Genomic DNA, 24,529 nt, shown 5'->3' with positions numbered 1-24,529 from the left:
TCGCAACGCGCCGCGATGAACATGGAAGAGGAGTGAAGAAGCGATGGACCCGCAAGACCTGCAACGACTCGTCACGCAGACGATGCCCTACGGCAAGTACAAGGACCGGCTCATCGCCGACTTGCCCGCTCACTATCTCGCGTGGTTCGCGCGTGAGGGTTTTCCAGAGGGCAAGCTGGGTCGCCTGCTTGCGCTCATGCATGAGATCGACCATAACAATTTGCGCTCTCTGCTCGATCCGCTGCGAGGCCGCTGAGGCTGTGCGTCAAGCGCTATAGGTTGTATTTGCCGGGAACGCAAGACACAATATCTAGTGGAAATTGGATGCGCCAAATGCTAGACTTCGGCAACGGTTTCGACGCATCGGAGCGCTTTGCCGAGAGGTCGAAAACAGCCTTCGGTGCATGCATGAACAGGCTTCGAACCCTTGCATCGAGTCACTCGTCGAGCTCATGCATCCGCGTCTCGCGAGACCACGGCAAAGCACATCGAAGCACGGCGAAGAGCATGCAGAGATGACGTATCGACACCACGAATCATCCAAGCGCTTGAGTCTTGTGACATCGCTCGACATTGCATCGCTCGAACATCGCAAGCAAGAACGTCAGCGCTACGCGGCATCTATCGCGAAGAGAGTCATCGAGCAAGCGCGAAGTCACGCGACATGATTTGATCGTCAGCCGCAAAGCCTTATGCGGCAACGCTCTCAGAGCTTCGAGAGAACACGGTCGAAGCACTCGCCGATGTCATCGAACACACTCGATCAGGACCGCTTCACACACGCTTCCACCGATCTTGCATGACGCTTCACACACGATGTGATGAACCAAATGTTGTATGCAGGAAGCAACGCCGAAACTAAAACGCGTGAAAACGAGAATTTCCATGAGCAAACTCTTTTAATGCTCATGGAAAGATGGTACAAACCGAACTAAATTGATGGTGAGAATTTATGCTCAACTGGGATGACGAGACCACTGCCGTAGCTCCCTCGAGCGCTTCGCAACAGAACCCGTTGCAGAACGCTCAAGGCACGACTTTCGGTACGCAAGGTACAGCGCATGTCGATCATCGTGCTGCCCAAGCTCATCAAGCTGCTCATCAGATAGCGCAAGCGAACAACATCTTCTCCGATGGCTTCGTTCCGCCCGCAGCCGCGACTCCTTCCGCTGGCGTCATCGCCGCGCAAAGCGAAGCACGCGTCAACGTCGCGGACAAACGCATCATCAACGGCAAGACCGACGTCAATCAGTTGGTGCCGTTCAAGTACAAGTGGGCGTGGGAAAAGTACCTTGCGGGTTGCGCGAACCATTGGATGCCGCAGGAAGTGAACATGTCGCGCGACATCGCCCTGTGGAAAGACCCGAATGGTCTTTCGGACGACGAGCGCCGCATCGTCAAGCGCAACCTGGGCTTCTTCGTCACGGCAGACTCGCTCGCCGCGAACAACATCGTGCTCGGTACGTACCGTCACATCACCGCTCCCGAGTGCCGCCAGTTCTTGCTGCGCCAGGCGTTCGAAGAAGCCATCCATACGCACGCGTATCAGTACATCGTCGAATCGCTCGGGCTCGATGAAAGCGAAATCTTCAACGCCTATCACGAAGTCGCTTCCATCCGCGCGAAGGACGAGTTCCTGATTCCGTTCATCCAGACGTTGACGGACCCGGCCTTCACCACGGGCACGCTGGAAGCGGACCAGAAATTGCTGAAGTCGTTGATCGTGTTTGCCTGCATCATGGAAGGGCTGTTCTTCTATGTAGGCTTCACGCAAATCCTGGCGCTGGGTCGCCAGAACAAGATGACGGGGGCTGCCGAGCAGTATCAGTACATCCTCCGCGATGAATCGATGCACTGCAATTTCGGCATCGACCTCATCAACCAGATCAAGCTCGAAGAGCCGCAATTGTGGACCGCCGACTTCAAGGCCGAGATCCGCGAGCTCTTCAAGGAGGCGGTCGAACTTGAATATCGCTACGCTGAAGACACCATGCCGCGCGGGGTGCTCGGCCTGAACGCGTCGATGTTCAAGAGCTACCTGCGCTTCATCTGCAACCGGCGTTGCCAGCAGATCGGGCTTGACCCGCTCTACCCGAACGAGGAAAACCCGTTCCCGTGGATGAGCGAAATGATCGACTTGAAGAAGGAACGCAACTTCTTCGAGACACGCGTGATTGAGTATCAAACCGGCGGCGCGCTGACCTGGGAATAACAACAAGCCCAGGACGTGTTGCAGACGAAATCGATGGGACGGCCTGGCAGCGGCGTGACACTCACGCGCGCTCGGCCGACAAGGTTTAGGAGAACGGTCGCCTGATGCAGAGTGCGCCTTGTGACTTAGCTAGCCCGTGCTCGTACACGGCTGCGATAGAAGACAGGCCTTTTGCGATCCCTTCAATGGGATGGGCAAACTTCCCCCCGGAAAACGCCAGCGGCAAGCTCGCTGGCTCGATCAAGCGATGGCCGGCGCCGCGTATCAGCGGTGCTGACACTATCTGGCGCGCGGTGCCAAAGGGCACGGCGCGCCTTGCCGTATTCATTAGCGTAAGCAGGTGGGATCAGCGTACGCCGATGAATAATCCGCTTCGTAGCGTGCGCCTTGAGAAGCGACGCGTGGGAAGCGGGTTTTGACGAAGGGTGTAGTTTGAACTGACTCTCATCTGAAAACCTGAAGGAGAAAAACCATGGCAGTTGCCAAGAAAAAACCCGCAGCCAAGAAGGTTGCAGCAAAGAAAGTCACCGCGAAGAAGGCCGCTCCGGCGAAGAAAGTAGCAGCCAAGAAGGTCGCCACGAAGAAGGTAGCAGCCAAGAAAGTCGCGGTGAAGAAGGTCGCGGCGAAGAAGGTTGCAGCGAAGAAGGCTCCGGCCAAGAAGGCGGCAGCAAAGAAGGTAGCGTCGAAGAAGGTCGCAACGAAGAAGGTTGCTGCCAAGAAGGCGCCCGCCAAGAAGGCTGCAGCGAAGAAGGTAGCCACCAAGAAAGTAGCCGCGAAGAAGGCGCCTGCGAAGAAGGCCGCAGCGAAGAAGGCTGCTGCCAAGAAGGCGCCTGCTAAGAAGGCTGCGGCGAAGAAGGCCCCCGCGAAGAAGGCTGCCGCCAAAAAGGCTGCTGCGAAAAAGGCTCCTGCAAAGAAGGCTGCCGCGAAAAAGGCTCCCGCCAAAACCGCTGCTGCCCCTGCTCCCGCCGCTGCGCCTGCCCCCGCTGCCGCTCCTGCTTCCGCTGCTCCCGCAGCGAAGAAGGCTCCCGCAGCCAAGAAAGCTCCGGCCAAAAAGGCCGCTGCTGCGAAGAAGACTACGGCTGCCGCTCCTGCAACGACGGCAACGACCGTATCGACGCCTGCTCCGGCTCCGGCCGCCGCAGTCAAGACGGCGTTGAATCCGGCGGCAGCATGGCCGTTCCCGACGGGCAGCCGTCCGTAAGTCTTTACGTTCGTAGTTGGCAGGACCACGGCACATACCGATGTGCCTTTCGACCGGGTAGGCCTACCCGGCCTCAAACCCGCTGCTCAGGGAAACCTGGCGGCGGGTTTTTCCGTTCGCATGACTTGGGGCTTCGCCGCGTTTTCGTGAGCCAAAGAAAAAGCGCATGCATCTTTCGATACATGCGCTTCGTTCGGAACGCGAAAGACCTGCGTGCGCTCGATGTGACGAGCCCACACGAGGGCTAATCCTCCGCTGAATACCTTAGTGCGTGACGCGTGTGACGCCGCCACTCGACAGCAGGCGAACCCGCTCGCCTGCCTGGAACACTTCTCCGTTCGAGGTTTGCGTGATGGCGCGCATGTCGCCGTTATCGAGACGCACGGTGATCTCCAGGCCGTTCTTCATGGCGACGTTATTCTCGACCGCGTTACCCGCGACCGCGCCCGCCAGACCGCCGATGATGCCCGCGATGATCGACCCGTTGCCGCCGCCGATGACGCTGGCTGCGGCCACGCCGCCGAGCGCGCCGCCACCTATGGTGCCGAGACCGGTCGGTTGACCGTTGTTCGAGCTGATCTTCACGCCACGCACGCTTTCGACGGTCGCCATGCGCACCGTCTCCTCACGTTGCGCCTGCGAAGCCGTGTACACGTCCGGCGAACTGCTGTTGTAGGCGCAGCCCGTGAGCGCCACCGAGCCGACGAGCGCTACTGCAAGCGCGATACGACTTATCGTTTTCATTCCATTACTCCACTCAATCACGACAGGCTGCTTCCGAAAGCCTGCTTGTAACGCTCTTCAATTTCGGCACGTGCCGGCTCATAAGTTTGCGGACCCTGATGTTCGATCTTCAATGCGCCCATCAGACTTGCAAGACGGCCCGTCTTTTCCCAACCAAGCTTGTTTTCGATACCGTACAGCAGGCCGCCGCGGAACGCGTCGCCGCAGCCAGTGGGATCGACGACTTGCCGCGCTTTCACGGCGGGCACTTCGAGCACGCCGTCCTCGTGATAGATCTGCGCGCCATGCTCGCCGCGCGTGATGATGAGCGCATCGACGCGGCTCATGATGTCTTCGATCGACCATCCGGTCTTGTTGCTCAACAACTTGGCTTCGTAATCGTTGACCGCCACGTAAGTGGCAAGTTCAATCATGCGACAAAGCTCGACACCTTCCAAGATCGGCAGACCCTGACCCGGATCGAACACGAACGGCACGCCCGCCGACGCGAACTGCGCCGCGTGCTCGCGCATGCCGTCTGCGCCATCCGGAGCCACGATGCCAAGCGAGATGTTCTTCGCTTCGTCGGCGCGGTTCAGGTGCGACTCCATCATCGCGCCGGGATGGAACGCGGTGATCTGATTGTTCGCCAGGTCGGTCGTGATGAAGCATTGCGCCGAGTGCTGGTCCGGCAGGACGCGCACGTACTCTTTCGAGATACCGAGCGCGTCGAGCCGGTCGATATACAACTGAGCATCCGCCGCGCCCAGTGTCGCCATGATCTTGGGATCGCCGCCAAGTAGCTTGAGCGCGTAGGCGATGTTGCCCGCGCAGCCGCCGAAGTTGCGCCGCATCGTCGGCACCAGGAAGCTGATGTTCAGCATGTGCACCTGGTCCGGCAGGATGTGGTCGCCGAAGCGGCCCTGGAAAGTCATGATGTTGTCGTAGGCGAGCGAGCCGCAGATAAGCGTAGCCAAGGCGAACGTCCTTTAAGTTTAGGTGCCGAGGAAGAGGGTGCGCATACGGCGCGCGGCGGTGAAACCCTTTTGAGCGTCCACCGCGTCCCGTATGCGGACCGCCGAACCGCCGCGGCGGTCCGGCATGCCGTCGACCTTACTTGAGCGAAGCAAGCGCGGCGTCGTAATTCGGCTCCTGCTTGATTTCCGGCACGAGTTCCGAATGCAGCACCTTGTTGTCTGCGTCCAGGACGACGACGGCGCGTGCCGTCAGGCCCTTGAGCGGTCCGGTCGTGACGTCCACGCCATACGCTTCCGCGAATTCGTGACCGCGAAACGTCGATGCCGTCACCACGTTTTCGATGCCTTCGGTCGTGCAGAAGCGCTTGGCGGCGAACGGCAGATCGCCCGAGACGACTACCACGACCGTGTTGTCGAGGCCGGCGGCGGCTTCGTTGAACTTGCGCGTCGAGGTCGCGCAGGTCGGCGTGTCGAGACTCGGCACAATGTTCAGCACTTTGCGCTTGCCCGCGAAATTCGCCAGCTTGACGTCGCCGAGATCGGCGCCGACGAGCGTGAATTCGGCCGCCTGCTGGCCGGCGCCCGGAAACGTGCCGCGTACGTCGATAGGATTGCCGCCGAGGGTAACTTGACTCATGTTGCGCTCCAGAGAATATGTCAGATGCTGACGGGAAAGCGCGCGCGTTCGTTCATCTTCGATGCCAACGCGCGCGTCAGAAAGGACAGGGTTCGTGCGGCCGCGCGGGCACGCATCACGGATAGAAAACTTGAACCCTGTAGTTCGCGGCGACCGCATCGCCCGTATCCAGCCTCACGACGACCGGCTGCGCGCTTTGCGGCGGAAGGCCGATGGGGAATATCGTACCCGGTCGGGCGTAATCCTGCGGCCATAGCACGCGGCGCACGGCGACGTTGCTCTTGTCGTCGAGCAGGGTGAGTTCGAGCGCAGGATAAGCCAGCGACACATCCGACCGATTGCGCAGCGACAGCTTAAGTTCGAGCTTGTGCGGACCGTCGACCTGACGCAGCCCGGAGCTCTCGATCTGCAGCCCGTCGATATAGCGCGGCGGCGCGATGGTGCAGCCGAACTGATAGCAGATATCCGCGTAGAGCGAATGCGTGCCGGGAACGTAGACCATGACGGATTCGCGTTGCCACCACAATATCTGTCCGATCAGCGTCAGCACGAGCAGCACCGAGAGCACCATGCCCGCCGCGCGCCAGCCCTTGCGCGGACGCGTCCATTCGGGATCGGGCGGATCGAGCGGACCGAGTGCATCGCGCGATTCGCGGATGACCGGGAACGCTTCGTTGGCGCTGGCCGCGTGCGCGGCGCCCGGCGGGCGCGGTGACTTTGCGCCGAAGGCCGGCTCGGGGTCCTTGCCCCAGTCGGCGGCGGGCGCGGGCTCCGGTGCGGGACGCGGCGGTTCGGCCGCGGTCGGCGTCGGGCCGATGAACGGCTCCGCGCGATCGTCCGGCGAAACGAAGCGTGCGGCGGGTGTCTCGGGCGGAGGGACAGGGCGCGTTGGAGATTGTGCGGCCGGGGCGACGTGATCGGCCGGCGGTGCATCGACACGAACGAACTGCTTCGCGGGATGGTTCTGCGCTGGTTGCGTGGATGCAGGCGTATTCGCGTAGACGGTGCGGTCGCTGTCCTCTTCAGGCGCCAAAGGCACGGGCGGCGCGGGCGGCGCAGGCGGATTATTCGCGCCCAGATCGAGCGGTCGAGGCGCAGATGCAGACGGTCCGCTTGGAACCGGCGCAGGTGTCTTTCGCGTGATCGGCTTGGCGGCGGGAGGCGTCGAAGGCTTTACAGCGGCAGGCGCTGCCGGACTCGGCGTCGCCGGCTTCTCTACTTCCTTCGCTATCTTCGGCGTTGCCGGCGCCGTAACACCCGGAGATTCCGCTGCCACCGAATTCGCCGATGCATCGCCATTCGCATCGGATGCAAAGCTTGCAGGACCGACGGCGACTTCATCGTCGATGATCGCCGCATGTTGCGCCTCGTGCGGCGCGGCGTGCTCTTCCGGAAGCTCGAAGCGATGATGCGCGGCGTCGAAGACTTCCTGACAATGGCCGCAACGCACGCGGCCGTCATGCGGCGCGAGCAGATGCGGGTCCAGCCTGAAGACGGTTTCGCAGTGTGGGCAGCGGGTTGCCAGCGCCATAGGAGAGTGCCATTGGCCTCGCGGCCTAGTCGTGGACGATGGCGTTATTCTAAAGGCTTTCGCGCCGAGTTCCGGCGAGGCACACCCAGCCTTCGTGCTCGCGCCAGACGGCGATGTCGATCCACTGCGCGTAGACCGCCGCGACCTCGTCGGCCTGCCGCGCGAGAATGCCCGACAACGCGATACGGCCGCCCGCTTTCACCTTCGAGGCGAGCATCGACGCCATCAGCTTGAGCGGATTGGACAGAATGTTGGCAACAACGATATCGAACTCGCCGGCAGGACATTCGTCGGGCAGACCGTAGGTGACGTCGGCGTGATTGCGTTCGCTATTCTGACGCGCGGATTCCACCGCCTGCGGGTCGATGTCGATGCCATATACCGGCTGTGCGCCGCACTTCTTCGCGAGGATCGCGAGGATGCCCGAGCCGCAACCGTAATCGAGCAACGACTGTCCGGGTTTCACCGACTGCTCCAGCCACTCCATGCAGAGCCGCGTGGTCGGATGGCTGCCCGTACCGAACGCAAGGCCCGGATCGAGTTCTAGCACGAGCGCGTCCGGGTCGGGCGCGTCATGCCACGAAGGCACGACCCAGATACGCTCGCCGATATGAATCGGATCGAACTGCGCTTGCGTGAGCCGCACCCAATCCTGCTCTTCGACTTCGCGCAGGGAATAGGCGGGCGTGTCGGCAAGACCGATTTCATTCGCGGCGGCCGCGAGAAGCACGGCGGGATCGGCGTCGTCGGCGAGCAGCGCGACCACGCGCGAACGCTTCCACGCGCTCTTCTCCGGCGTGAGGCCGGGTTCGCCGAAAAGCGGTTGCTCGTCAGGCGTGTCGGCGTCGGCGTCCTCGACGGAGACCGACAGCGCGCCCACGTCGAGCAACGCATCCGACAGCGCTTCCGCGTGCTCGCGATCCAGCTCGGCGATCAATTCCCGGTAACTCATGCTAATCGACTCGCTTATGCCTTCGACTCTTCGGCCACCGCCGCCTTGCGCGCGGCGAGCTTGTTTTCGAGGTAATGGATGCTCGTGCCGCCTTCGACGAACTTGGCGTCGATCATCAGTTCGCGATGCAGCGGGATGTTGGTCTGAATGCCTTCCACGACCATTTCCGAGAGCGCGATCCGCATGCGGTTGATCGCCTGCTCGCGCGTCGCGCCGTAGGAGATCAGCTTGCCGATCATCGAGTCGTAGTTGGGCGGGACAAAATAGCCGTTGTAGGCGTGCGAATCGACGCGGATGCCCGGACCGCCCGGCGCGTGCCACGACGTAAGACGTCCCGGCGACGGCGTGAACTTGAACGGATCTTCCGCGTTGATCCGGCATTCGATCGCGTGGCCGCGAAACTGAATGTCTTTCTGGCGGATCGAGAGCTTCTCGCCAGCCGCGATGCGAATCTGTTCCTGCACGATATCCACGCCCGTGATGAGTTCCGTCACCGGATGCTCGACCTGCACGCGCGTATTCATTTCGATGAAGTAGAACTCGTTGTTCTCGTACAGGAATTCGAACGTGCCCGCGCCGAGATAGCCCATCTTCTTGCACGCGTCGGCGCAGCGGTCGCCGATACGCTCGATCAGCCGTCGCGCGATACCCGGCGCCGGCGCTTCCTCGACCACTTTCTGGTGTCGGCGCTGCATCGAACAGTCGCGCTCGCCGAGCCAGATCGCGTTGCGGAACGAATCAGCCAACACTTGAATCTCGATATGCCGCGGGTTCTCCAGGAATTTCTCCATGTAGACCTGCGGATTGCCGAACGCACGGCCCGCTTCCTCGCGCGTCATGTTGACCGCGTTCACGAGCGCCGCTTCCGTATGCACGACGCGCATGCCGCGTCCGCCGCCGCCGCCCGCCGCCTTGATGATGACCGGATAGCCGACCGTGCGCGCAATCTTCACGATCTCTTTTGGATCGTCCGGCAACGCGCCTTCCGAGCCCGGCACGCACGGCACGCCGGTCTTGATCATGGTCTGCTTGGCCGTGACCTTGTCGCCCATCATGCGGATGGTTTCGGGACGCGGCCCGATGAACGTGAAGCCCGATTGCTCGACGCGCTCGGCGAAATCGGCGTTCTCGGAAAGGAAGCCGTAGCCGGGGTGGATGGCTTCGGCGTCCGTGACTTCGGCCGCGCTGATGAGCGCGGGCATGTTCAGATAGCTGAGGTTCGACGGCGCCGGACCGATACACACGGCTTCGTCGGCCAACTTCACGTACTTTGCTTCCTTGTCGGCTTCCGAGTAGACGACAACGGTCTTGACGCCCAGTTCGCGGCACGCGCGCTGGATGCGAAGCGCGATCTCGCCGCGGTTCGCAATGAGGATTTTTTCAAACATGGCTGTGGGTCGGCTCATCAACGGGCGCGACGGGCGCGCCCTCGGGAATCGAATCGGCGGCGCGCGGTTCGGGCATCGTGGAAAACCGATGCGAAGCGCGCGGACACGGCGGGCAGCCGGAGATCGAAAACACGGTGCGAGCCATCGTGATGAGGTGCATCCGGCGTCGTCCGGCGTAACGCGTCAGTCGCCGATCACGAAGAGCGGCTGGCCGTATTCGACCGCCTGACCGTTCTCGACGAGGATCTCCTTTACGACGCCGGACTTGTCGGCTTCGATCTCGTTCAGGAGCTTCATGGCTTCGATGATGCAGATGGTCTGGCCTTCCTTGACCGTATCGCCGACCTGGACGAACGGATCCGCGCCCGGCGAAGGCGCGCGGTAGAACGAGCCGACCATCGGCGAAGTGACGATGTGTCCTTGCGGCGCGACGGCAGCGGGGCTCGCGGCGGGCGCCGCCGAACCTTCGCCTGCGCCGCCGGCGAACGGCGCGGGTGCGGCCTGCATTTGCGGCGCGTATTGCTGAGGCGCCTGCATGTAGACCGGCGCCGCATTCTTGACGATGCGAACCTTGCCTTCGCCTTCCGTCACTTCGAGTTCCGAGATGCCGGATTCCGAGACGAGGTCGATCAGCGTTTTAAGTTTACGAAGGTCCATCGAAAATTCCCCTTTCAATGCTTGGAGACCGGGACTGCCCCCGGTGCTTGACTTGACTTTGTGGTGTTCTGACTGTCAGCCGCGGACCGGCAGGGCCAGCGCTTCGGCACGCGTTCGCTGCAAGCGCCGTGCGCTCAACCAAACGTGAGCCGAAGTTGCGGCGGCAGAATCGATTGGCACGCAAGGCGCGTTCATGTCGAATGCGTCATCGTGATGGTTTTGAAGCGCGCTCCCCGATAGCCTGCGAAAAGGCTGGTCGACGAACACCAAACGCGTGTCGGTTTCGACAGCAATGTCGCCTTGCGGCACCGGTTGAGTGTTCATGGTCGCTTCGGGTTGTGCGGAATTCGGCGCACTTTAGCGCTCTTTAGAGAATTTTGTCTAGTTTTACCGTTCCGACAGGGTCTGATCAGTAGGGCAGAAGTTCGGACAAGTCGTAGCGAAAGAGCGAAGTTCCGGCAAGATCGGCGTTCAACCTGCTAACTTGCTGCTTATTGAGCGACACTTCGGTTAAAAACGCAGCGAATTTTTACAGCGCGTCGAGTGTACGCTTAAGTTCGGCGACGTTGACTTCACCAAGCTTGGTCGACCGGACCACGCCTTTTGCGTCGATCACCACGGTGAACGGCAAACCGCCCGCGTTGTTGCCGAAGCTGCGCGCGAGGTCGGCGCCGCCGAAGCCCGTCACATAGACGGGATAGTCCACCTTCACCTTACCGAGAAAATCGTTGACGTTCTTCTCGCTGTCCACTCCCAAGCCAATGAATGTGATGCCTTTTTTCTCATATTCGCGATGTAGCGCCGACAACTCCGGCATTTCCTTGACGCACGGTCCGCACCACGAAGCCCAGAAGTTCACGACGACCGGTCTTCCTTTGAAGGATGCAAGCGGTTGCGCGGTGCCCGAGGCTCCCGGCGGCGCGGCCTTCCATAATTGTTCGACGGCGTTGCCGTTGTTCTGTGTCGCGGCCACGGTTTCGCCGCCGGTGAAGACATGCCCCGCGTAGAAGCCGCCGACCGTCGCCGCGACCGCGACGACTAGAAGCGCCAGAATCCGTTTGCTGTTCATAGGAAAAAATAGAGTCAGCCGCTGATTTCGAGCGACGGGGTATCGGGATGATCGAGCAGCGTGCGCACCGTCGCGGCGTTCGCCCGCGCGAGACGTCCGCGGCCATCGGCGCGCACGGCGCCGCGCAAGTCGTCAGGATCGTAGAGCGCGATGTGCAGGCCCATTGGTTCCTCGCCGGGTATGCGCTGCAAAAAACTCAGCGTTTCCACGTAACCGCGCCCGGCGAAATGCCGCGTCTCCGACACGTCGTACTGAATGTTCGCGTTCAGCAAGTAGATGGCGACTTCCTTCGGGTTGTCGCAGAAGCATTGCAAGTGGACGTCGGAATGCTCGCCCGCCGTGCCGTTGAGTACCGCGCCCGTCAGATAAGGATCGAAGGGCTTCAACCGTTCCATCCATTCGAGCGCGAACTCGCGCATGCGGCGCAGGACGACAGGCTGACTGTCGCTCTGGAAGATCGCCTGATACTCGCGGATCTCCTCTTCGATCTGATCGTTGTCGGGCAAAAACTCGCCGCCGATCTTCGCCTCGCCGACCACCTGCCGCGCCGCCTTGCGCTTGGCTGTGGAGTAGTCGAGGCCGTCTTCGGCGATCATTCTCGCAGCCGCGATGGCGATTTCCTCGCGCACGCGCTGCGGATCGAAATGTGATTTGCGAACCATGGCGAAATAATACTAGATATCGTTGAACGGCTTCGATCGGGTCTCGATCGAGCGTTGATCGGCCCTCGATCGCGCCGGTTTGCATCGGCTGCCGGCGGGCGTAAGGTGGCGGAGTGCGTCGGTTACAATATGCGCCTCCAGGCGTCTTCGCGCACGGCGTGCACGCGGCGCCGTTTCATGTTTCCCGCACTCTTCGCCCACGCGGCGCGACACGGTTTATGCACATCCACATCCTCGGCATCTGCGGCACCTTCATGGGCGGACTCGCCGTGCTGGCGCGCGAAGCGGGCCACAAGGTCACCGGCTGCGACGCCGGCGTCTACCCGCCGATGAGCACGCAACTCGAAGCGCAAGGCATCGAACTGATCGAAGGTTACGGCGTCGAGCAACTCGCGCTCGAACCCGACTTATTCGTGATCGGCAACGTGGTGTCGCGAGGCAATCCGCTGATGGAGGCCATTCTCGACCGCGGCCTGCCTTACACGTCGGGTCCGCAGTGGCTCGGCGAGCACGTGCTTGCGGGCAAGTGGGTTCTGGCGGTTGCGGGCACGCACGGCAAGACCACGACGAGCTCCATGCTTGCGTGGCTGCTGGAAGATTCGGGCTTGAATCCGGGCTTTCTCATTGGCGGCGTGCCACTCAACTTCGGCATTTCCGCGCGACTGACCGACTCGAGCTTCTTCGTCATCGAAGCCGACGAATACGACACCGCGTTCTTCGACAAGCGCTCGAAGTTTGTCCACTATCGGCCGCGCACGGCGGTGCTCAACAATCTCGAATTCGATCACGCCGATATCTTCCCCGATCTCGTCGCCATCGAAACGCAATTTCATCATCTCGTGCGCACGGTGCCGGGCATCGGACGCATCGTCACGAACGGGCGCGAAGGCGCGCTCGAACGCGTGCTGACGCGCGGCTGCTGGTCGAGCGTCGAACGCTTCGGTGTGGATGGCGGCTGGCAAGCGCTACCCGCGACCGAGGGCGCGCGCGTCGACGAGCAATTTGCGGTGTATTGGGAAGGCGAGCGTCAAGGCGTGGTCGAGTGGCAAGTGCAGGGCGAACACAATCGCATGAACGCGCTCGCGGCGATCGCAGCGGCGCGCTCGGTTGGCGTGCCGGCGTCGCAAGCGGTCAAGTCGCTGGCGAGCTTTCGCAACGTCAAGCGGCGCATGGAGGTAAAGGGCAGCGTGGATGGCGTCACCGTCTACGACGACTTCGCGCACCATCCAACCGCCATCGAAACCACCGTTGCCGGCCTGCGCACGCGTATTGGCGACGCGCGCATTCTGGCCGTGCTGGAGCCGCGCTCCAACACCATGAAACTCGGCACGATGAAAGCGCAGTTGCCCGGCAGTCTCGCCGACGCGAATCTCGTGTTCGGCTACGGCGCGCGTGATGGCCGCGACAAACTCGGCTGGGATCTGGCGGAAGCGCTCGCACCGCTCGGCGACAAGGCACAGGCATTCAACGAGATCGAACCGTTGGTGAAGGCGGTCGCGGCCGCCGCGCGCCCCGGCGACCACGTGCTCGTGATGAGCAACGGCGGCTTCGGCGGCGTGCATCAAAAGCTGCTCGACGCACTTTCGGCGCGTCCGTCCGGAGGAAACGCGTGATTCTCTACCTACACGGCTTTCGCTCCTCGCCCCAATCTTTCAAGGCGCGCGTCATGCGTGCGCGTCTGGCGGACCTCGGGCGGCTGAGCGAATGGCAGTGTCCGGTGTTGCCCGTCTCGCCGAAAGAAGCGATCGAACTGGCGGAATCGCTCGTCGCGAATACGTCCGCTGCTGAAATCACCGTGGTCGGCAGTTCGCTCGGCGGTTTCTACGCCACGTATCTCGCCGAAAAGCACGGCTGGCGCGCCGTGCTGCTCAATCCCGCCGTGGTGCCGCAGCGCGATCTGAGCCACTATCTCGGCGAACAGCCGCTGTGGCATGGAGGCGGCAGCATCACCGTGTTGCCGCGCCATCTGGACGAACTGCGCGCGCTCGCCGTCGAGAAGATCACGCAGGCCGAGCGTTACTATCTGATTGCGGCCACCGGCGACGAAGTGCTCGATTACCGCACCATGCTCGCCCACTACCCCGGCGTGCGCACCACGCTGATCGAAGGCGGCGATCACGCCATCAGCGACTTCCCCGACTATCTGGACGACGTGCTCGCGTTCTGCGGACGCGAACCGCCGCCCGCCGTCGCATCCGCGGCCGCGTGACACGCGCGGCGCGAGGACATAGCCCATTCAACCGCCGGCGCGCTTGCCGCGACCCGGTCCACCGTTTTACGAGAGTATTGAGTGAACGTTTTCTTCGAGGAATCGGGTAGTTTCAAGGCCGGATCGGTGCTGTCCAAACAGGGCGATGCCTTCCAGGTCGAATTGCCGGGCGGACGGCGTGCGAAAGTGCGCGCGAAAGACGTGCTGATCGAATTCGATAAACCCGCTGCGGGCGAGCTGATGCAGGAAGCCGACGCCATCGCGCAGGAAATCGATCTCGACTTTCTGTGGGAATGCGCGCCCGACGACGAATTTCCGTTCGCCACGCTCGGCGCGGATTACTTCGGCGACAAATTCGGCGCGGCCGAACGCGCGGCGCTCGTGCTGCGCATGCATGGCGCGCCGGTGTACTTTCGCCGCAAGGGGCGCGGGCAGTATCAGCGAGCGCCGCAAGAGCAATTGCAGATGGCGCTTGCCGGGCTCGAACGCAAGCGTCAGCAGGCGCTCGTGCAAGCGGGCTACGAAGAGGAACTGAAGGCGGGCAAGTTGCCCGAGGCGCTCGCGGGCAAGGCAATCGGTTTGCTTACGAAGCCCGACAAGAACTCCATCGAGTACAAGGCGCTCGAAGCGGCCGCCGCCGCGCGCGGAATTTCGCAAGCGCGGCTCATGCTGGAATGCGGCGGAATTGCCTCGGCGCGCGCCTTGCACGAAGCGAAGTTCCTGTCGGAGTTCTTTCCGCACGGCGTCGGTTTTCCGTCGCTGCAACCCGCGCCTTTCCCGGAAGACTTGCCCGAAGCGGATGTCGAAGCATTCTCCATCGACGACGTCACGACGACCGAAATCGACGACGCCTTTTCCGTCCAGCATCTCTCCGATGGCCGCGTGCGCGTGGGTATTCACATTGCGGCGCCGGCGCTTGGCATCGCGCGGGGCGATGCGATCGACGCGATTGCGCGTGGCCGGTTGTCCACGGTCTACATGCCGGGCGACAAGATCACCATGTTGCCCGACGACGTCGTCAATGTTTTCACGCTCGGTGAAGGCGGCTTGCGCCCGGCGCTGTCGCTTTACATCATCGTGAATCGCGAGACGCAGGAGATCGTCGCCACCGAAACGCGCGCCGAACGTGTATTCGTAAAGTCGAATCTGCGCCACAACCATCTCGACGAACACGTCACCGAGGAAACGCTCGCGGACGGCAGCGGCGATTATCCGCATAAGGCGGACATTGCCGTGCTCTGGCCGCTGGCTCAAGCGCTCTTCGAAAAGCGACAGCAGGCGCGCGCCACTTACGGTCTGAAGCGCGAAGTGCAGCGCAATAACGACTTCAATTTCTATGTCGAAGGCGAGCACATCACCATTACGCCGCGCCGCCGTGGCTCGCCGCTCGATCTGATCGTCGCCGAACTGGCGATTCTCGCGAATTCGTCGTGGGGCGCGTTTCTCAACGATCACGGCGTACCGGGCATTTACCGTTCGCAGCGCGGTTTCGGCGGTCCCGGTCCAAAGCGCACGCGCATGCAGACCACGCCCGCGCCGCACGAAGGCTTGGGCGTCGCGCAATATGCGTGGAGCACCTCGCCGCTGCGCCGTTATGTCGATCTCGTGAATCAGTGGCAATTGCTCGCGTGCGTTCAGCATGGCGTGACGGCCAAGCTCGCCGCGCCGTTCAAACCGAAGGACGCGGATCTCTTCGCCGTGGTGCAAGGTTTCGACGATACCTACACCGCTTACGCCGATCATCAGCGCCGCATGGAGTATTTCTGGTGTCTGCGCTGGCTCAAGCAGGAGAACAAGCGGCAAGTTCCGGCATCGGTCATCAAGGACGATCTGGTGCGTCTCGAAGAAATTCCGCTGATCCTGCATGTGCCCGGACTCGGCGTGCATGCGCGCGGCACGCGTTTGATGCTCGAAGTCGTATCTATCGATGAACTGACCGTCGAGGCGTCGTGCCGCCTGCTGCACGTGATCGACGCGCCCACGCAAAGCGCGCCGGTGGAAGAAGACGAAGCCGAGGAAGAGATCGTCGAAACCGTCGATCTCAGCGCCGAAAGCGAAGCCGAAGCGCAGGCGGAAGTCTCCGCGACGGAGCCGTCGGCCGAAGGTGCCGAAGGTGCCGACGGAGTCGAGGGTGCAGGCGAATCGCAAGAGTCTTCGGAGCGGGCGGAATGAAGCCGCGCGCCGGCATGATCCAGGGCGCGCACGCCGCGCGCCAACTCACGGGACGCGCGCGATGACGCAACGCGATCAATACGTGGTGATCGGCAATCCGATCGAGCACAGCAAATCGCCGTGGATTCACGCGAAATTCGCTATCCAGACCGGCGAGCCTATCGAGTACGGACGCATCCTTGGGCCGCTCGGCGGCTTCGAGGAGCAAGCCAGAACGTTCATGGCGTCGGGCGGACGCGGCATGAACGTGACCGTGCCCTTCAAACTCGACGCCCACGCTTTCGCCAATACACTCTCGCCGCGCGCAGCCGCTGCGGGCGCGGTCAACACGCTGTCGTTCGGTGCGGATGGCGTGCGCGGCGACAACACGGACGGCGTCGGCCTCGTGCGCGACATCGAAGTGAATCTCGGCGTGAGCCTCACGGGCAAGCGCGTGTTGCTGCTCGGCGCGGGCGGCGCGGCGCGCGGCGTCGTGCTGCCTATCTTCGATCGCTCGCCGGCGGCGCTCACCATCGTGAATCGCACGGCTGAGAAGGCGCTGCAACTGGTCGATCAGTTCGCGGAAGCCGCGCTCGCGTCGAACGTGCGGTTTGCGGGTGGCAGCGCGAAGAGCGCGGAAGAAGGGCGCTACGACGTCATCGTCAACGCGACCGCGGGCAGTCTCGACGCCGCCTTGCCCGATTGCGACGACGCCGCGTTCGGCGCCGGCACGCTCGCCTACGACATGATGTACAGCGCGAAGCCAACGGTGTTCATGCAGCACGCCGAACGCCTTCAAGCGCGCGCGGCGGATGGCCTCGGCATGCTCGTCGAACAGGCGGCCGAATCGTTCTTCATCTGGCGCGGCGTGCGCCCGGACGGCGGCGCGGTATTGCGCGAGCTGCGCCAGGTGCTCGCAGCCAAAGTCTGATGACGACCGCACCCATTTCCGAGCACACGCGCACGCGGCAGCGGCGCGGGGTGCGGCTCGGTCCCGCGCGCTGGATCGGTTATGGCGTGTCGGTGCTGGTTATCGCCGCGCTCGCGACGCAGCTCTACTTCTTCGCGCAGATCGCGGTCTGGACCGTGGTAAATCCCGGCGCGACGGCCTTCATGCGCGCCGACGCCTGGACCCTCGCGAAAGAGCGTCCTGGCATCGAACTGCAACGCACGTGGGTTCCGTACGACCAGATTTCGCGCAATCTGAAGCGCGCGATCATCGCGTCGGAAGACTCCAACTTCGTCAATAACAACGGCTACGAAACCGACGCCATCTTGCAAGCGTGGGAAAAAAACAAGGCGCGCGGAAAGATCGTCGCGGGCGGTTCGACCATTTCGCAGCAACTGGCGCGGAATCTGTTCTTGTCGCGCGAGAAAAGCTATATCCGCAAGGCCGAGGAACTCGTCATCACGTCGATGCTCGAGCTTCTGATGGACAAGCAGCGCATCTTCGAGATCTATCTCAATTCGGTTGAGTGGGGTAATGGCGTCTACGGCGCGCAGGCGGCGGCCCAGTATTACTACAAGACGACGGCGGCAAAGCTGTCCGCGTCGCAAAGCGCACGGCTTGCCGTCATGCTGCCGCGTCCGAAATACTTCGACGATCACCGCGCGACGCCGTATCTGACCAGGCGCGCCAACGTAATCGCGCGGCGAATGGGCGCGGCCGAGTTGCCCGAGTGAAATTTAGCTGGCCGCGATAAACAAGTTAAAGCCCTGATTTATCAGGGCTTTTTCGTTTGTAAAAGGCTGTCGGCCGTCAGCTTTACTCCCATTATGTGAACAGTGCGATCACATATTGAATTATCGAGATAGGCGGAACTACAATCCGACCACAGCATAAAAAGCACACGCGCCGGTCCTCCGAGACGGGCGCGACGAAGAATATCCAGAACAACGGAGACAAGTCATGCAATCGATCGCCTGCCCGCGTTCGCGGGTCGCGTCACGCGCCTCATCTTTCGGATTCGTCATCGCTTCGGCGGGCGCTTGGGCTTGTGCCGCGCGCGCCGTCCAGCTTGCACGCTTCGCATGACGCGCGTCGTGTTCATCGAGGAACGAGCGGCATGACTAAAATCGAACAAACCGAATCCGCGCCGAACGTGCGCGATATGTCGGCCAACGCCATGAACGACGGCGCCGACAAGAAAAGCAACGGCCATCATCGGCGCGATCCGGACGCCTTCGCGCTGCCGAGCGCGCTCGTCGACATCACGCCGCAACAGGCAGGCACGCAAACGCTCTTGCGCGGCCTCGCGATTCTCGAAGCCGCCGCCAACGGCGCGCGCGATCTGCGCTCGTTCGGCGCGGCGCTCGGCACCACGCGCAGCACGACGCATCGGCTCGTGAGTTCGCTCGTGCAGGCGCGTTATCTCCGGCAAGTGCAGGGCGGTTATCTGCTCGGGCCGAAACTGATCGAACTCGGCACCATCGCGCTCGAACAGATGCCGCTCACGGCGGTCGCGCGTCCGCATTTGCAATCGCTCGCGGAACACACGCGCGACACCATTCACCTCGGCGTGCGCGACGGCGACGACGTGCTCTACATCGACAAGATTCCGGGCACGCGCGGGTTGGAAATGCGCTCGCGCGTGGGGCATCGCATGCCGCTGGCATCGACGGGAATCGGCAAGGCAATGATGCTCGACCTCGAAGCCAACGTCTGGAAGAAGCTGCTCGATGCATCGCTGCGCGCGCTCGCCCGCACGAGTTTCAAGCCGGAGAACCGGCCGGACATGGACACGTTTTTGCAGCGCATGACACGCTATTCGCAAGGTGGCTTTACCTTCGATCTCGAAGAGAACGAGGCGTCGATCCGCTGCGTGGCGGCGCCCGTGCGCGATGCGTCGGGTGCGATCGTCGCGGCGCTTTCGGTGGCGAGCACGATTCCCTATATGCCCCACGAACGCATGGAAGAACTGATTCCGGTCGTGCAGCGCGAAGCGCGCGCGATCTCCGAGGAACTCGGCTGGCGCGCGCCGCAAGCCAACCGCAGGATCAAGCGATGAGCGCGCCCGTTCTGATCGCGCTCGACTGGGGCACGACGTCCCTGCGCGCTTATCTGCTCGATGCCGCGGGCGCCGCGCTCGACACGCGCGCTTCGTCGGCGGGAATCATGAAGCTGCCCGCTGGCGGCTTCGATCAGGCTTTCGAGGAAACCTGCGGCGCTTGGCTGAGCGCAAATGCGCAACTACCCGTCATCGCGGCGGGCATGGTCGGCAGCGCGCAGGGTTGGATGGAGGCGCCTTACGTCGAAACGCCCGCCGATGCCGACGCGCTCGTCGCGGGCATCGTCACGGTAAAGGCGGCGCGGGGCGCGACCGTTCATGTCGTGCCGGGCGTGCTCGAACGCGGCACGCTGCCGAACGTGATGCGCGGCGAGGAGACGCAGATTTTCGGCGCGCTCGCGAGCGATGCGTCGCTGAACACGGCGAGTGGCGCGCTCATCGGTCTGCCGGGCACGCATGCCAAGTGGGCATTCGTGCAAGCGGGACGGATCGAACGCTTCTATACGTTCATGACGGGCGAGACCTTCGGCGCATTGCGCGATCACACCATCCTCGGCCGCACGATGGAGCAGGACGCGAAGCCGGACAGCGCGGCGTTTCTGAGAGGCGTCGATACCGCGCGCGATGCCGGTCATGCCGGCCTTCTGGCGACGATCTTCAGCACGCGCACACTCGGACTGACCGGTCAGCTCACGGCGGCCGAGCAGCCGGATTATCTGTCGGGACTTTTGATCGGCCATGAACTGCGCGGCCTGAACGAAGTGCTGGCGCGCGAGAACGCGACGCTCGCGGGCAAGACGTTGCGTCTGATCGGCAACGATGCGCTGTGCGACCGCTATCGCGCGGCTCTCGCGCAATACGGATGCAACGACGCGCAGACGGTGGCGCAAGCGACCGAATCCGGGCTTTATCGAATCGCATTGCAGGCCGGGTTGATCGCCAAGCCCGCGCGCATGTGACACGGAAAGGAGAAACGAATGCAACCGCCCATCAATCTACCCGCGCCTTACGGCATGCACGGCGGCCTCGCGAAAGCGTTCGCCGCGTGTCCGCTGATCGCGATTCTGCGGGGCATCACGCCCGAGGAAGCCGAGGCGCACGGCCGCGCGCTGTATGAAGCGGGCTTTCGCATCATCGAAGTGCCGCTCAATTCGCCGCAGCCGTTCGACAGCATCGCGGCGATTCGCCAGGCGCTGCCCGCCGATGCCATCGTCGGCGCGGGCACGGTGCTGCATGCGAGTTACGTCGACAGCGTGCGCGCGGCAGGCGGCGAACTGATCGTGATGCCGCACAGCGACGCCGATGTCGTGCGCGCGGCGAAAGCGCAGGGGCTCGCCTGCGCGCCGGGCGTGGCAACGCCGAACGAAGCGTTCCTCGCGCTCAAGAACGGCGCGGACGTATTGAAGATGTTCCCCGCCGAACAACTCGGCGCGCATGTCGTGAAGGCGTGGCGCGCGGTGATCGCGAAGGAAGTGCCGCTGGTGCCGGTGGGTGGCGTCGCGCCGGACAACATGGGGCCGTTTCTCAGCGCGGGCGCGAACGGCTTCGGTCTCGGCTCGGCGCTGTACAAGCCGGGGCAGAGCGAAACGGCGACGGCATCGCATGCGAAGGCGTTCATCGACGGACTAGCGGTCGCGCGTTCCACACGGGGCGAGAAGCAATGAACCGCCTCGCCGGCAAGGTCGCGATGATCACGGGCGCCGGGCGCGGCATCGGTGCGGCGATCGCGCTGGCGTTTGCGCGCGAGGGCGCGGCGGTCGCGCTCGCCGAACTCGATATCGAGACGGCGCAAGCGACGGCTGAACGCATCGCGAAGGAAGCGAATTCGACGCGCGTCGTCGCGATCGGCACGGACGTGACCCAAAGCGCATCGGTGAAGGAAGCGGTCGCGCAAACCGAAAGCGCGTTCGGCCCGCTCGACGTGCTCGTGAACAACGCGGGCATCAACGTGTTCTGCGACCCGCTCACGATGACCGACGAAGACTGGCGGCGCTGCTTCGCCGTCGATCTCGACGGCGTCTGGAACGGCTGCCGCGCGGCGCTGCCCGGCATGGTCGAGCGCGGCGCGGGCAGCATCGTGAATATTGCCTCGACGCATTCGTTCAAGATCATCCCCGGCTGCTTTCCGTATCCGGTGGCCAAGCACGGCGTGATCGGACTGACGCGCGCGCTCGGCATCGAGTACGCGCCGAACAACGTGCGCGTGAATGCCATCGCGCCGGGTTATATCGAAACGCAACTGACGCTCGACTGGTGGAACGGCCAGCCCGATCCAAAGGCCGCGCGTCAGGCCACATTGGATTTGCAGCCGATGAAGCGTATCGGCCAGCCGCGAGAAGTGGCGATGACGGCGGTGTTCCTTGCATCCAACGAGGCGCCGTTCATCAACGCGAGTTGCATCACGATCGATGGCGGGCGCTCTGCGCTCTACCACGACTGAAGTCACGAATGACGCACTGGCCGTGGTGCGGCATCACTACAAAAACGCGGCCGCCAACCAACTAAGCGCCCGTGCGCGGGCATGATTCGAGCAAAAAGTCGGGAGACAAAACGATGAAACGCAGACTGTTCCTTACGCTTCTCGCCGCTGCGACGGCCACGAGCGCCACCATGATCGCCGCGCCGGTTGCGCAAGCCGCCGACGACGTCAAGATCGGCTTCCTGGTGAAGCAACCCGAAGAACCGTGGTTCCAGGACGAGTGGAAGTTCGCCGAAATGGCCGCGAAAGCGAAGGGCTTCACCCTCGTGAAGATCGGCGCGCCGTCGGGCGAAAAGGTCATGAGCGCGATCGACAACCTTGCCGCGCAAAAGGCTCAGGGGTTCATCATCTGCACGCCTGACGTCAAGCTCGGACCGGGCATCGTGGCCAAGGCGAAGGCCGACAAGCTCAAGATGATGACGGTGGACGACCGTCTCGTCGACGGTTCCGGCAAGCCGATCGAAGCCGTGCCGCACATGGGCATTTCGGCTTACAACATCGGCAAGCAAGTCGGCGACGGTATTGCGGCCGAGATCAAGAAGCGCGGTTGGGACGTGAAGGAAGTCGGCGCCATCGACGTGACTTACGAACAGCTGCCGACCGCGCATGACCGCACGGCCGGCGCCACCGACGCGCTCGTGGCATCGGGCTTTCCGAAGGCGAACATCATCATGGCGCCGCAAGCGAAGACCGACACCGAAAACGCGTTCAACGCCGCGAACATCGCGCTCACGAAGAACCCGCAGTTCAAGCACTGGGTGGCCTACGCGCTCAACGACGAAGGCGTGCTCGGCGCGGTGCGCGCGGCGGAAGGCCGTGGCTTCAAGGCTGACAACATGATCGGCATCGGCATCGGCGGCTCGGATTCGGCGATCAACGAGTTCAAGAAACCGAACCCGACGGGTTTCTACGGCACGGTCATCATCAGCCCGAAGCGTCACGGCGAGGAAACCTCGGACCTGATGTACGCGTGGATCAAGGACGGCAAGGCGCCGCCGGCACTCACGCTCACGACCGGCATGCTGGCAACGCGTGAAAACGTGGCGTCGGTGCGTCAGCAGATGGGCTTGGCATCGAACTAAGTCATTGGACGAGAGCGGGCCGCGCGTGGCGTGGCTCGCTCGAAGCATAAGGAGGCGATGTGTCAGCGACGCTGCGTTTTGACAATATCGGCAAGGTTTTTCCAGGCGTGCGCGCGCTCGACGGCGTGTCGTTCGACGTCAACGCCGGCGAAGTTCACGGTCTGATGGGCGAGAACGGCGCGGGTAAATCGACCTTGCTCAAGATTCTCGGCGGCGAGTATCAGCCCGATTCGGGGCGCGTGCTCATCGACGAAAAGGAAGTGCATTTCGGAAGCGCCGCGGCTTCGATTGCTTCGGGCATCGCGGTGATCCATCAGGAATTGCAGTACGTGCCGGACTTGACCGTGGCCGAGAACCTGCTGCTCGGCGCGCTGCCGAACCGGCTCGGCTGGGTCAACAAGCGCGAGGCGAAGAAGCACGTGCGCGACCGGCTGACGGCAATGGGCGTCGATCTCGATCCCAACGCCAAGCTGCGCAAGCTCTCGATCGCGCAGCGGCAGATGGTGGAAATCTGCAAGGCGCTGTTGCGCAACGCGCGCGTGATCGCGCTCGACGAACCGACGAGTTCGTTGTCGCATCGCGAGACGGAAGTGCTCTTCAAGCTCGTGCGCGATCTGAAGGCGGACAACCGCGCGCTCATCTATATCTCGCATCGCATGGACGAGATTTACGAACTGTGCAATGCCTGCACCATCTTCCGCGACGGCCGCAAGATCGCGTCGCATCTTTCGCTGAAAGACTTGCCGCGCGACACGCTGGTTCAGGAGATGGTCGGCCGCGAGATCAGCGATATCTATAACTATCGCGCGCGGCCGCTCGGCGACGTGCGCTTCTCGGTCAAGAACCTGCAAGGCGCCGCCCTGAGCGCGCCGGCGAATTTCGAAGTGCGGCGCGGCGAGATCGTCGGTTTCTTCGGGCTGGTGGGCGCGGGGCGCAGCGAATTGATGCACCTCGTCTACGGTGCGGACAAGAAGAAGGAAGGCGCGATCGAACTCGACGGTCAGCCGATCAAGGTGCGCAGCACGGGCGAAGCGATTCGACACGGCATCGTGCTGTGCCCGGAAGATCGCAAGGAAGAGGGCATTGTCGCGATGGCGACGGTCGCGGAGAACATCAACATCTCGTGCCGCAGGCATTATCTGCGCGCGGGTTTGTTCCTCGATCGCAAGAAGGAAGCGCAGACGGCGGATCGCTTCATCCAGCTCTTGAAGATCAAGACGCCGAGCCGCAGACAGCGCATCCGCTTTCTGTCGGGCGGCAATCAGCAGAAAGCCATTCTGTCGCGCTGGCTCGCGGAGCCGGATCTCAAGGTCGTGATCCTCGATGAACCGACGCGCGGTATCGACGTCGGCGCCAAGCACGAGATCTACAACGTGATCTATCAACTGGCGGAGCGCGGCTGCGCCATCGTGATGATTTCTTCGGAACTGCCCGAAGTGCTGGGCGTGTCCGACCGGATCGTCGTGATGCGGCAAGGGCGTATAGCGGGCGAATTGCCGCGCGGGAAGGCGAACGAGCAGTCGGTGTTGAGTCTGGCGCTGCCGCAATCGGACACGGTCGCGGAAGCGGCTTAAAGAGAGAAGACAGGGGA

Annotated in this window: 23 protein-coding genes and 1 pseudogene; 15 read left to right on the top strand and 9 right to left on the bottom strand. The window is 62.8% G+C overall.

Going from position 1 to position 24,529, the window contains the following annotated elements; genetic code table 11:
- The first annotated feature begins 43 nt into the window (after window positions 1–43).
- The 4 genes and pseudogenes from NCT03_RS11925 (at window position 44) to NCT03_RS11910 (ending at window position 3,413) form a co-directional block, all read left to right on the top strand.
- Complete coding sequence (locus NCT03_RS11925) at window positions 44–256, top strand: DUF3820 family protein (RefSeq protein WP_250465684.1); 213 nt, start codon at window positions 44–46, stop codon at window positions 254–256.
- 696 nt (window positions 257–952) lie between these two features.
- Window positions 953–2,212, top strand: coding sequence for a ribonucleotide-diphosphate reductase subunit beta (locus NCT03_RS11920; RefSeq protein ID WP_250465682.1), 1,260 nt, complete (start codon window positions 953–955; stop codon window positions 2,210–2,212).
- A 104-nt stretch (window positions 2,213–2,316) separates the two neighbouring features.
- Window positions 2,317–2,653, top strand: a pseudogene (locus NCT03_RS11915) (hypothetical protein).
- A 31-nt stretch (window positions 2,654–2,684) separates the two neighbouring features.
- Window positions 2,685–3,413 (top strand): histone H1-like DNA-binding protein, encoded by a 729-nt coding sequence (locus NCT03_RS11910; RefSeq protein ID WP_244826268.1) that lies wholly within the window; start codon window positions 2,685–2,687, stop codon window positions 3,411–3,413.
- Between the two features lie 264 nt (window positions 3,414–3,677).
- Here NCT03_RS11910 and NCT03_RS11905 read toward each other — a convergent pair whose 3' ends face one another.
- The 9 genes from NCT03_RS11905 to NCT03_RS11865 all read right to left on the bottom strand — a co-directional run bounded on the left by NCT03_RS11905 (window position 3,678) and on the right by NCT03_RS11865 (window position 12,009).
- A complete protein-coding gene (locus NCT03_RS11905) occupies window positions 3,678–4,157 on the bottom strand; it encodes an outer membrane lipoprotein (RefSeq protein ID WP_244826267.1) in 480 nt (159 codons plus the stop codon).
- Window positions 4,158–4,174: 17 nt separating this feature from the next.
- Window positions 4,175–5,113: a carbohydrate kinase family protein gene (locus NCT03_RS11900; RefSeq protein WP_244826266.1), complete on the bottom strand. Its 939-nt coding sequence runs from the start codon at window positions 5,111–5,113 to the stop codon at window positions 4,175–4,177.
- A gap of 136 nt (window positions 5,114–5,249) precedes the next feature.
- Complete coding sequence (gene tpx / locus NCT03_RS11895) at window positions 5,250–5,750, bottom strand: thiol peroxidase (RefSeq protein ID WP_250492731.1); 501 nt, start codon at window positions 5,748–5,750, stop codon at window positions 5,250–5,252.
- Between the two features lie 115 nt (window positions 5,751–5,865).
- Window positions 5,866–7,281 (bottom strand): DUF3426 domain-containing protein, encoded by a 1,416-nt coding sequence (locus NCT03_RS11890; RefSeq protein ID WP_250492730.1) that lies wholly within the window; start codon window positions 7,279–7,281, stop codon window positions 5,866–5,868.
- A 49-nt stretch (window positions 7,282–7,330) separates the two neighbouring features.
- A complete protein-coding gene (prmA, locus tag NCT03_RS11885; protein WP_244826263.1) occupies window positions 7,331–8,233 on the bottom strand; it encodes a 50S ribosomal protein L11 methyltransferase in 903 nt (300 codons plus the stop codon).
- Between the two features lie 14 nt (window positions 8,234–8,247).
- Window positions 8,248–9,621: an acetyl-CoA carboxylase biotin carboxylase subunit gene (gene accC / locus NCT03_RS11880; protein WP_244826262.1), complete on the bottom strand. Its 1,374-nt coding sequence runs from the start codon at window positions 9,619–9,621 to the stop codon at window positions 8,248–8,250.
- A gap of 183 nt (window positions 9,622–9,804) precedes the next feature.
- Complete coding sequence (accB, locus tag NCT03_RS11875) at window positions 9,805–10,278, bottom strand: acetyl-CoA carboxylase biotin carboxyl carrier protein (RefSeq protein ID WP_244826261.1); 474 nt, start codon at window positions 10,276–10,278, stop codon at window positions 9,805–9,807.
- 529 nt (window positions 10,279–10,807) lie between these two features.
- On the bottom strand, window positions 10,808–11,347 hold the full coding sequence (locus tag NCT03_RS11870; protein ID WP_250492728.1) for a TlpA family protein disulfide reductase: 540 nt from the start codon (window positions 11,345–11,347) through the stop codon (window positions 10,808–10,810).
- A gap of 14 nt (window positions 11,348–11,361) precedes the next feature.
- On the bottom strand, window positions 11,362–12,009 hold the full coding sequence (locus NCT03_RS11865) for a UDP-N-acetylmuramate--alanine ligase (RefSeq protein WP_244826259.1): 648 nt from the start codon (window positions 12,007–12,009) through the stop codon (window positions 11,362–11,364).
- A gap of 218 nt (window positions 12,010–12,227) precedes the next feature.
- Here NCT03_RS11865 and mpl point away from each other — a divergent pair, with 218 nt between their 5' ends.
- From mpl to araG, 11 genes are all read left to right on the top strand, one after another.
- A complete protein-coding gene (gene mpl, locus NCT03_RS11860) occupies window positions 12,228–13,622 on the top strand; it encodes a UDP-N-acetylmuramate:L-alanyl-gamma-D-glutamyl-meso-diaminopimelate ligase (RefSeq protein WP_250492727.1) in 1,395 nt (464 codons plus the stop codon).
- Entirely contained in the window at window positions 13,619–14,218 is a 600-nt protein-coding gene (locus NCT03_RS11855; RefSeq protein WP_244826257.1) for a YqiA/YcfP family alpha/beta fold hydrolase, read from the top strand. Before mpl ends, NCT03_RS11855 begins: the two co-directional genes overlap by 4 nt.
- An 81-nt stretch (window positions 14,219–14,299) precedes the next feature.
- Complete coding sequence (locus NCT03_RS11850; protein WP_250492726.1) at window positions 14,300–16,390, top strand: ribonuclease catalytic domain-containing protein; 2,091 nt, start codon at window positions 14,300–14,302, stop codon at window positions 16,388–16,390.
- Between the two features lie 61 nt (window positions 16,391–16,451).
- Window positions 16,452–17,300, top strand: a complete 849-nt coding sequence (aroE, locus tag NCT03_RS11845; RefSeq protein WP_250492725.1) for a shikimate dehydrogenase — start codon at window positions 16,452–16,454, stop codon at window positions 17,298–17,300.
- Complete coding sequence (mtgA, locus tag NCT03_RS11840) at window positions 17,300–18,052, top strand: monofunctional biosynthetic peptidoglycan transglycosylase (protein WP_244826254.1); 753 nt, start codon at window positions 17,300–17,302, stop codon at window positions 18,050–18,052. Before aroE ends, mtgA begins: the two co-directional genes overlap by 1 nt.
- A gap of 443 nt (window positions 18,053–18,495) precedes the next feature.
- Window positions 18,496–19,377: an IclR family transcriptional regulator gene (locus NCT03_RS11835; protein WP_250492740.1), complete on the top strand. Its 882-nt coding sequence runs from the start codon at window positions 18,496–18,498 to the stop codon at window positions 19,375–19,377.
- Window positions 19,374–20,336, top strand: coding sequence for a 2-dehydro-3-deoxygalactonokinase (locus NCT03_RS11830; protein WP_244826253.1), 963 nt, complete (start codon window positions 19,374–19,376; stop codon window positions 20,334–20,336). The genes NCT03_RS11835 and NCT03_RS11830 overlap by 4 nt, the downstream gene beginning before the upstream one ends.
- A gap of 18 nt (window positions 20,337–20,354) precedes the next feature.
- Window positions 20,355–21,041, top strand: coding sequence for a 2-dehydro-3-deoxy-6-phosphogalactonate aldolase (locus tag NCT03_RS11825; RefSeq protein WP_250465664.1), 687 nt, complete (start codon window positions 20,355–20,357; stop codon window positions 21,039–21,041).
- Entirely contained in the window at window positions 21,038–21,817 is a 780-nt protein-coding gene (locus tag NCT03_RS11820) for an SDR family oxidoreductase (RefSeq protein WP_250492724.1), read from the top strand. Before NCT03_RS11825 ends, NCT03_RS11820 begins: the two co-directional genes overlap by 4 nt.
- 113 nt (window positions 21,818–21,930) lie before the next feature.
- A complete protein-coding gene (locus NCT03_RS11815; RefSeq protein WP_244826250.1) occupies window positions 21,931–22,938 on the top strand; it encodes an arabinose ABC transporter substrate-binding protein in 1,008 nt (335 codons plus the stop codon).
- A gap of 59 nt (window positions 22,939–22,997) precedes the next feature.
- Window positions 22,998–24,512, top strand: coding sequence for an L-arabinose ABC transporter ATP-binding protein AraG (araG, locus tag NCT03_RS11810; protein WP_250465661.1), 1,515 nt, complete (start codon window positions 22,998–23,000; stop codon window positions 24,510–24,512).
- Window positions 24,513–24,529: the final 17 nt, after the last annotated feature.

Source organism: Caballeronia sp. GAWG1-1, assembly GCF_023631465.1.
Taxonomy (GTDB): Bacteria; Pseudomonadota; Gammaproteobacteria; order Burkholderiales; family Burkholderiaceae; genus Caballeronia.
Note: the sequence above shows the minus strand (reverse complement) of the source record. Positions and strands in the feature narration are given on the sequence as shown.

What these genes read in the sequence shown, in the direction of transcription:
- accC (WP_244826262.1), bottom strand. Translation starts at nt 9,621, where the DNA reads ATGTTTGAAAAAATCCTCATTGCGAACCGCGGCGAGATCGCGCTTCGC.
- NCT03_RS11830 (WP_244826253.1), top strand. Translation starts at nt 19,374, where the DNA reads ATGAGCGCGCCCGTTCTGATCGCGCTCGACTGGGGCACGACGTCCCTG.
- NCT03_RS11910 (WP_244826268.1), top strand. Translation starts at nt 2,685, where the DNA reads ATGGCAGTTGCCAAGAAAAAACCCGCAGCCAAGAAGGTTGCAGCAAAG.
- mpl (WP_250492727.1), top strand. Translation starts at nt 12,228, where the DNA reads ATGCACATCCACATCCTCGGCATCTGCGGCACCTTCATGGGCGGACTC.
- NCT03_RS11920 (WP_250465682.1), top strand. Translation starts at nt 953, where the DNA reads ATGCTCAACTGGGATGACGAGACCACTGCCGTAGCTCCCTCGAGCGCT.
- NCT03_RS11905 (WP_244826267.1), bottom strand. Translation starts at nt 4,157, where the DNA reads ATGAAAACGATAAGTCGTATCGCGCTTGCAGTAGCGCTCGTCGGCTCG.
- tpx (WP_250492731.1), bottom strand. Translation starts at nt 5,750, where the DNA reads ATGAGTCAAGTTACCCTCGGCGGCAATCCTATCGACGTACGCGGCACG.
- accB (WP_244826261.1), bottom strand. Translation starts at nt 10,278, where the DNA reads ATGGACCTTCGTAAACTTAAAACGCTGATCGACCTCGTCTCGGAATCC.
- NCT03_RS11815 (WP_244826250.1), top strand. Translation starts at nt 21,931, where the DNA reads ATGAAACGCAGACTGTTCCTTACGCTTCTCGCCGCTGCGACGGCCACG.
- NCT03_RS11865 (WP_244826259.1), bottom strand. Translation starts at nt 12,009, where the DNA reads ATGGTTCGCAAATCACATTTCGATCCGCAGCGCGTGCGCGAGGAAATC.
- mtgA (WP_244826254.1), top strand. Translation starts at nt 17,300, where the DNA reads ATGACGACCGCACCCATTTCCGAGCACACGCGCACGCGGCAGCGGCGC.
- prmA (WP_244826263.1), bottom strand. Translation starts at nt 8,233, where the DNA reads ATGAGTTACCGGGAATTGATCGCCGAGCTGGATCGCGAGCACGCGGAA.
- NCT03_RS11925 (WP_250465684.1), top strand. Translation starts at nt 44, where the DNA reads ATGGACCCGCAAGACCTGCAACGACTCGTCACGCAGACGATGCCCTAC.
- NCT03_RS11835 (WP_250492740.1), top strand. Translation starts at nt 18,496, where the DNA reads ATGAACGACGGCGCCGACAAGAAAAGCAACGGCCATCATCGGCGCGAT.
- aroE (WP_250492725.1), top strand. Translation starts at nt 16,452, where the DNA reads ATGACGCAACGCGATCAATACGTGGTGATCGGCAATCCGATCGAGCAC.
- NCT03_RS11825 (WP_250465664.1), top strand. Translation starts at nt 20,355, where the DNA reads ATGCAACCGCCCATCAATCTACCCGCGCCTTACGGCATGCACGGCGGC.
- NCT03_RS11890 (WP_250492730.1), bottom strand. Translation starts at nt 7,281, where the DNA reads ATGGCGCTGGCAACCCGCTGCCCACACTGCGAAACCGTCTTCAGGCTG.
- NCT03_RS11820 (WP_250492724.1), top strand. Translation starts at nt 21,038, where the DNA reads ATGAACCGCCTCGCCGGCAAGGTCGCGATGATCACGGGCGCCGGGCGC.
- NCT03_RS11870 (WP_250492728.1), bottom strand. Translation starts at nt 11,347, where the DNA reads ATGAACAGCAAACGGATTCTGGCGCTTCTAGTCGTCGCGGTCGCGGCG.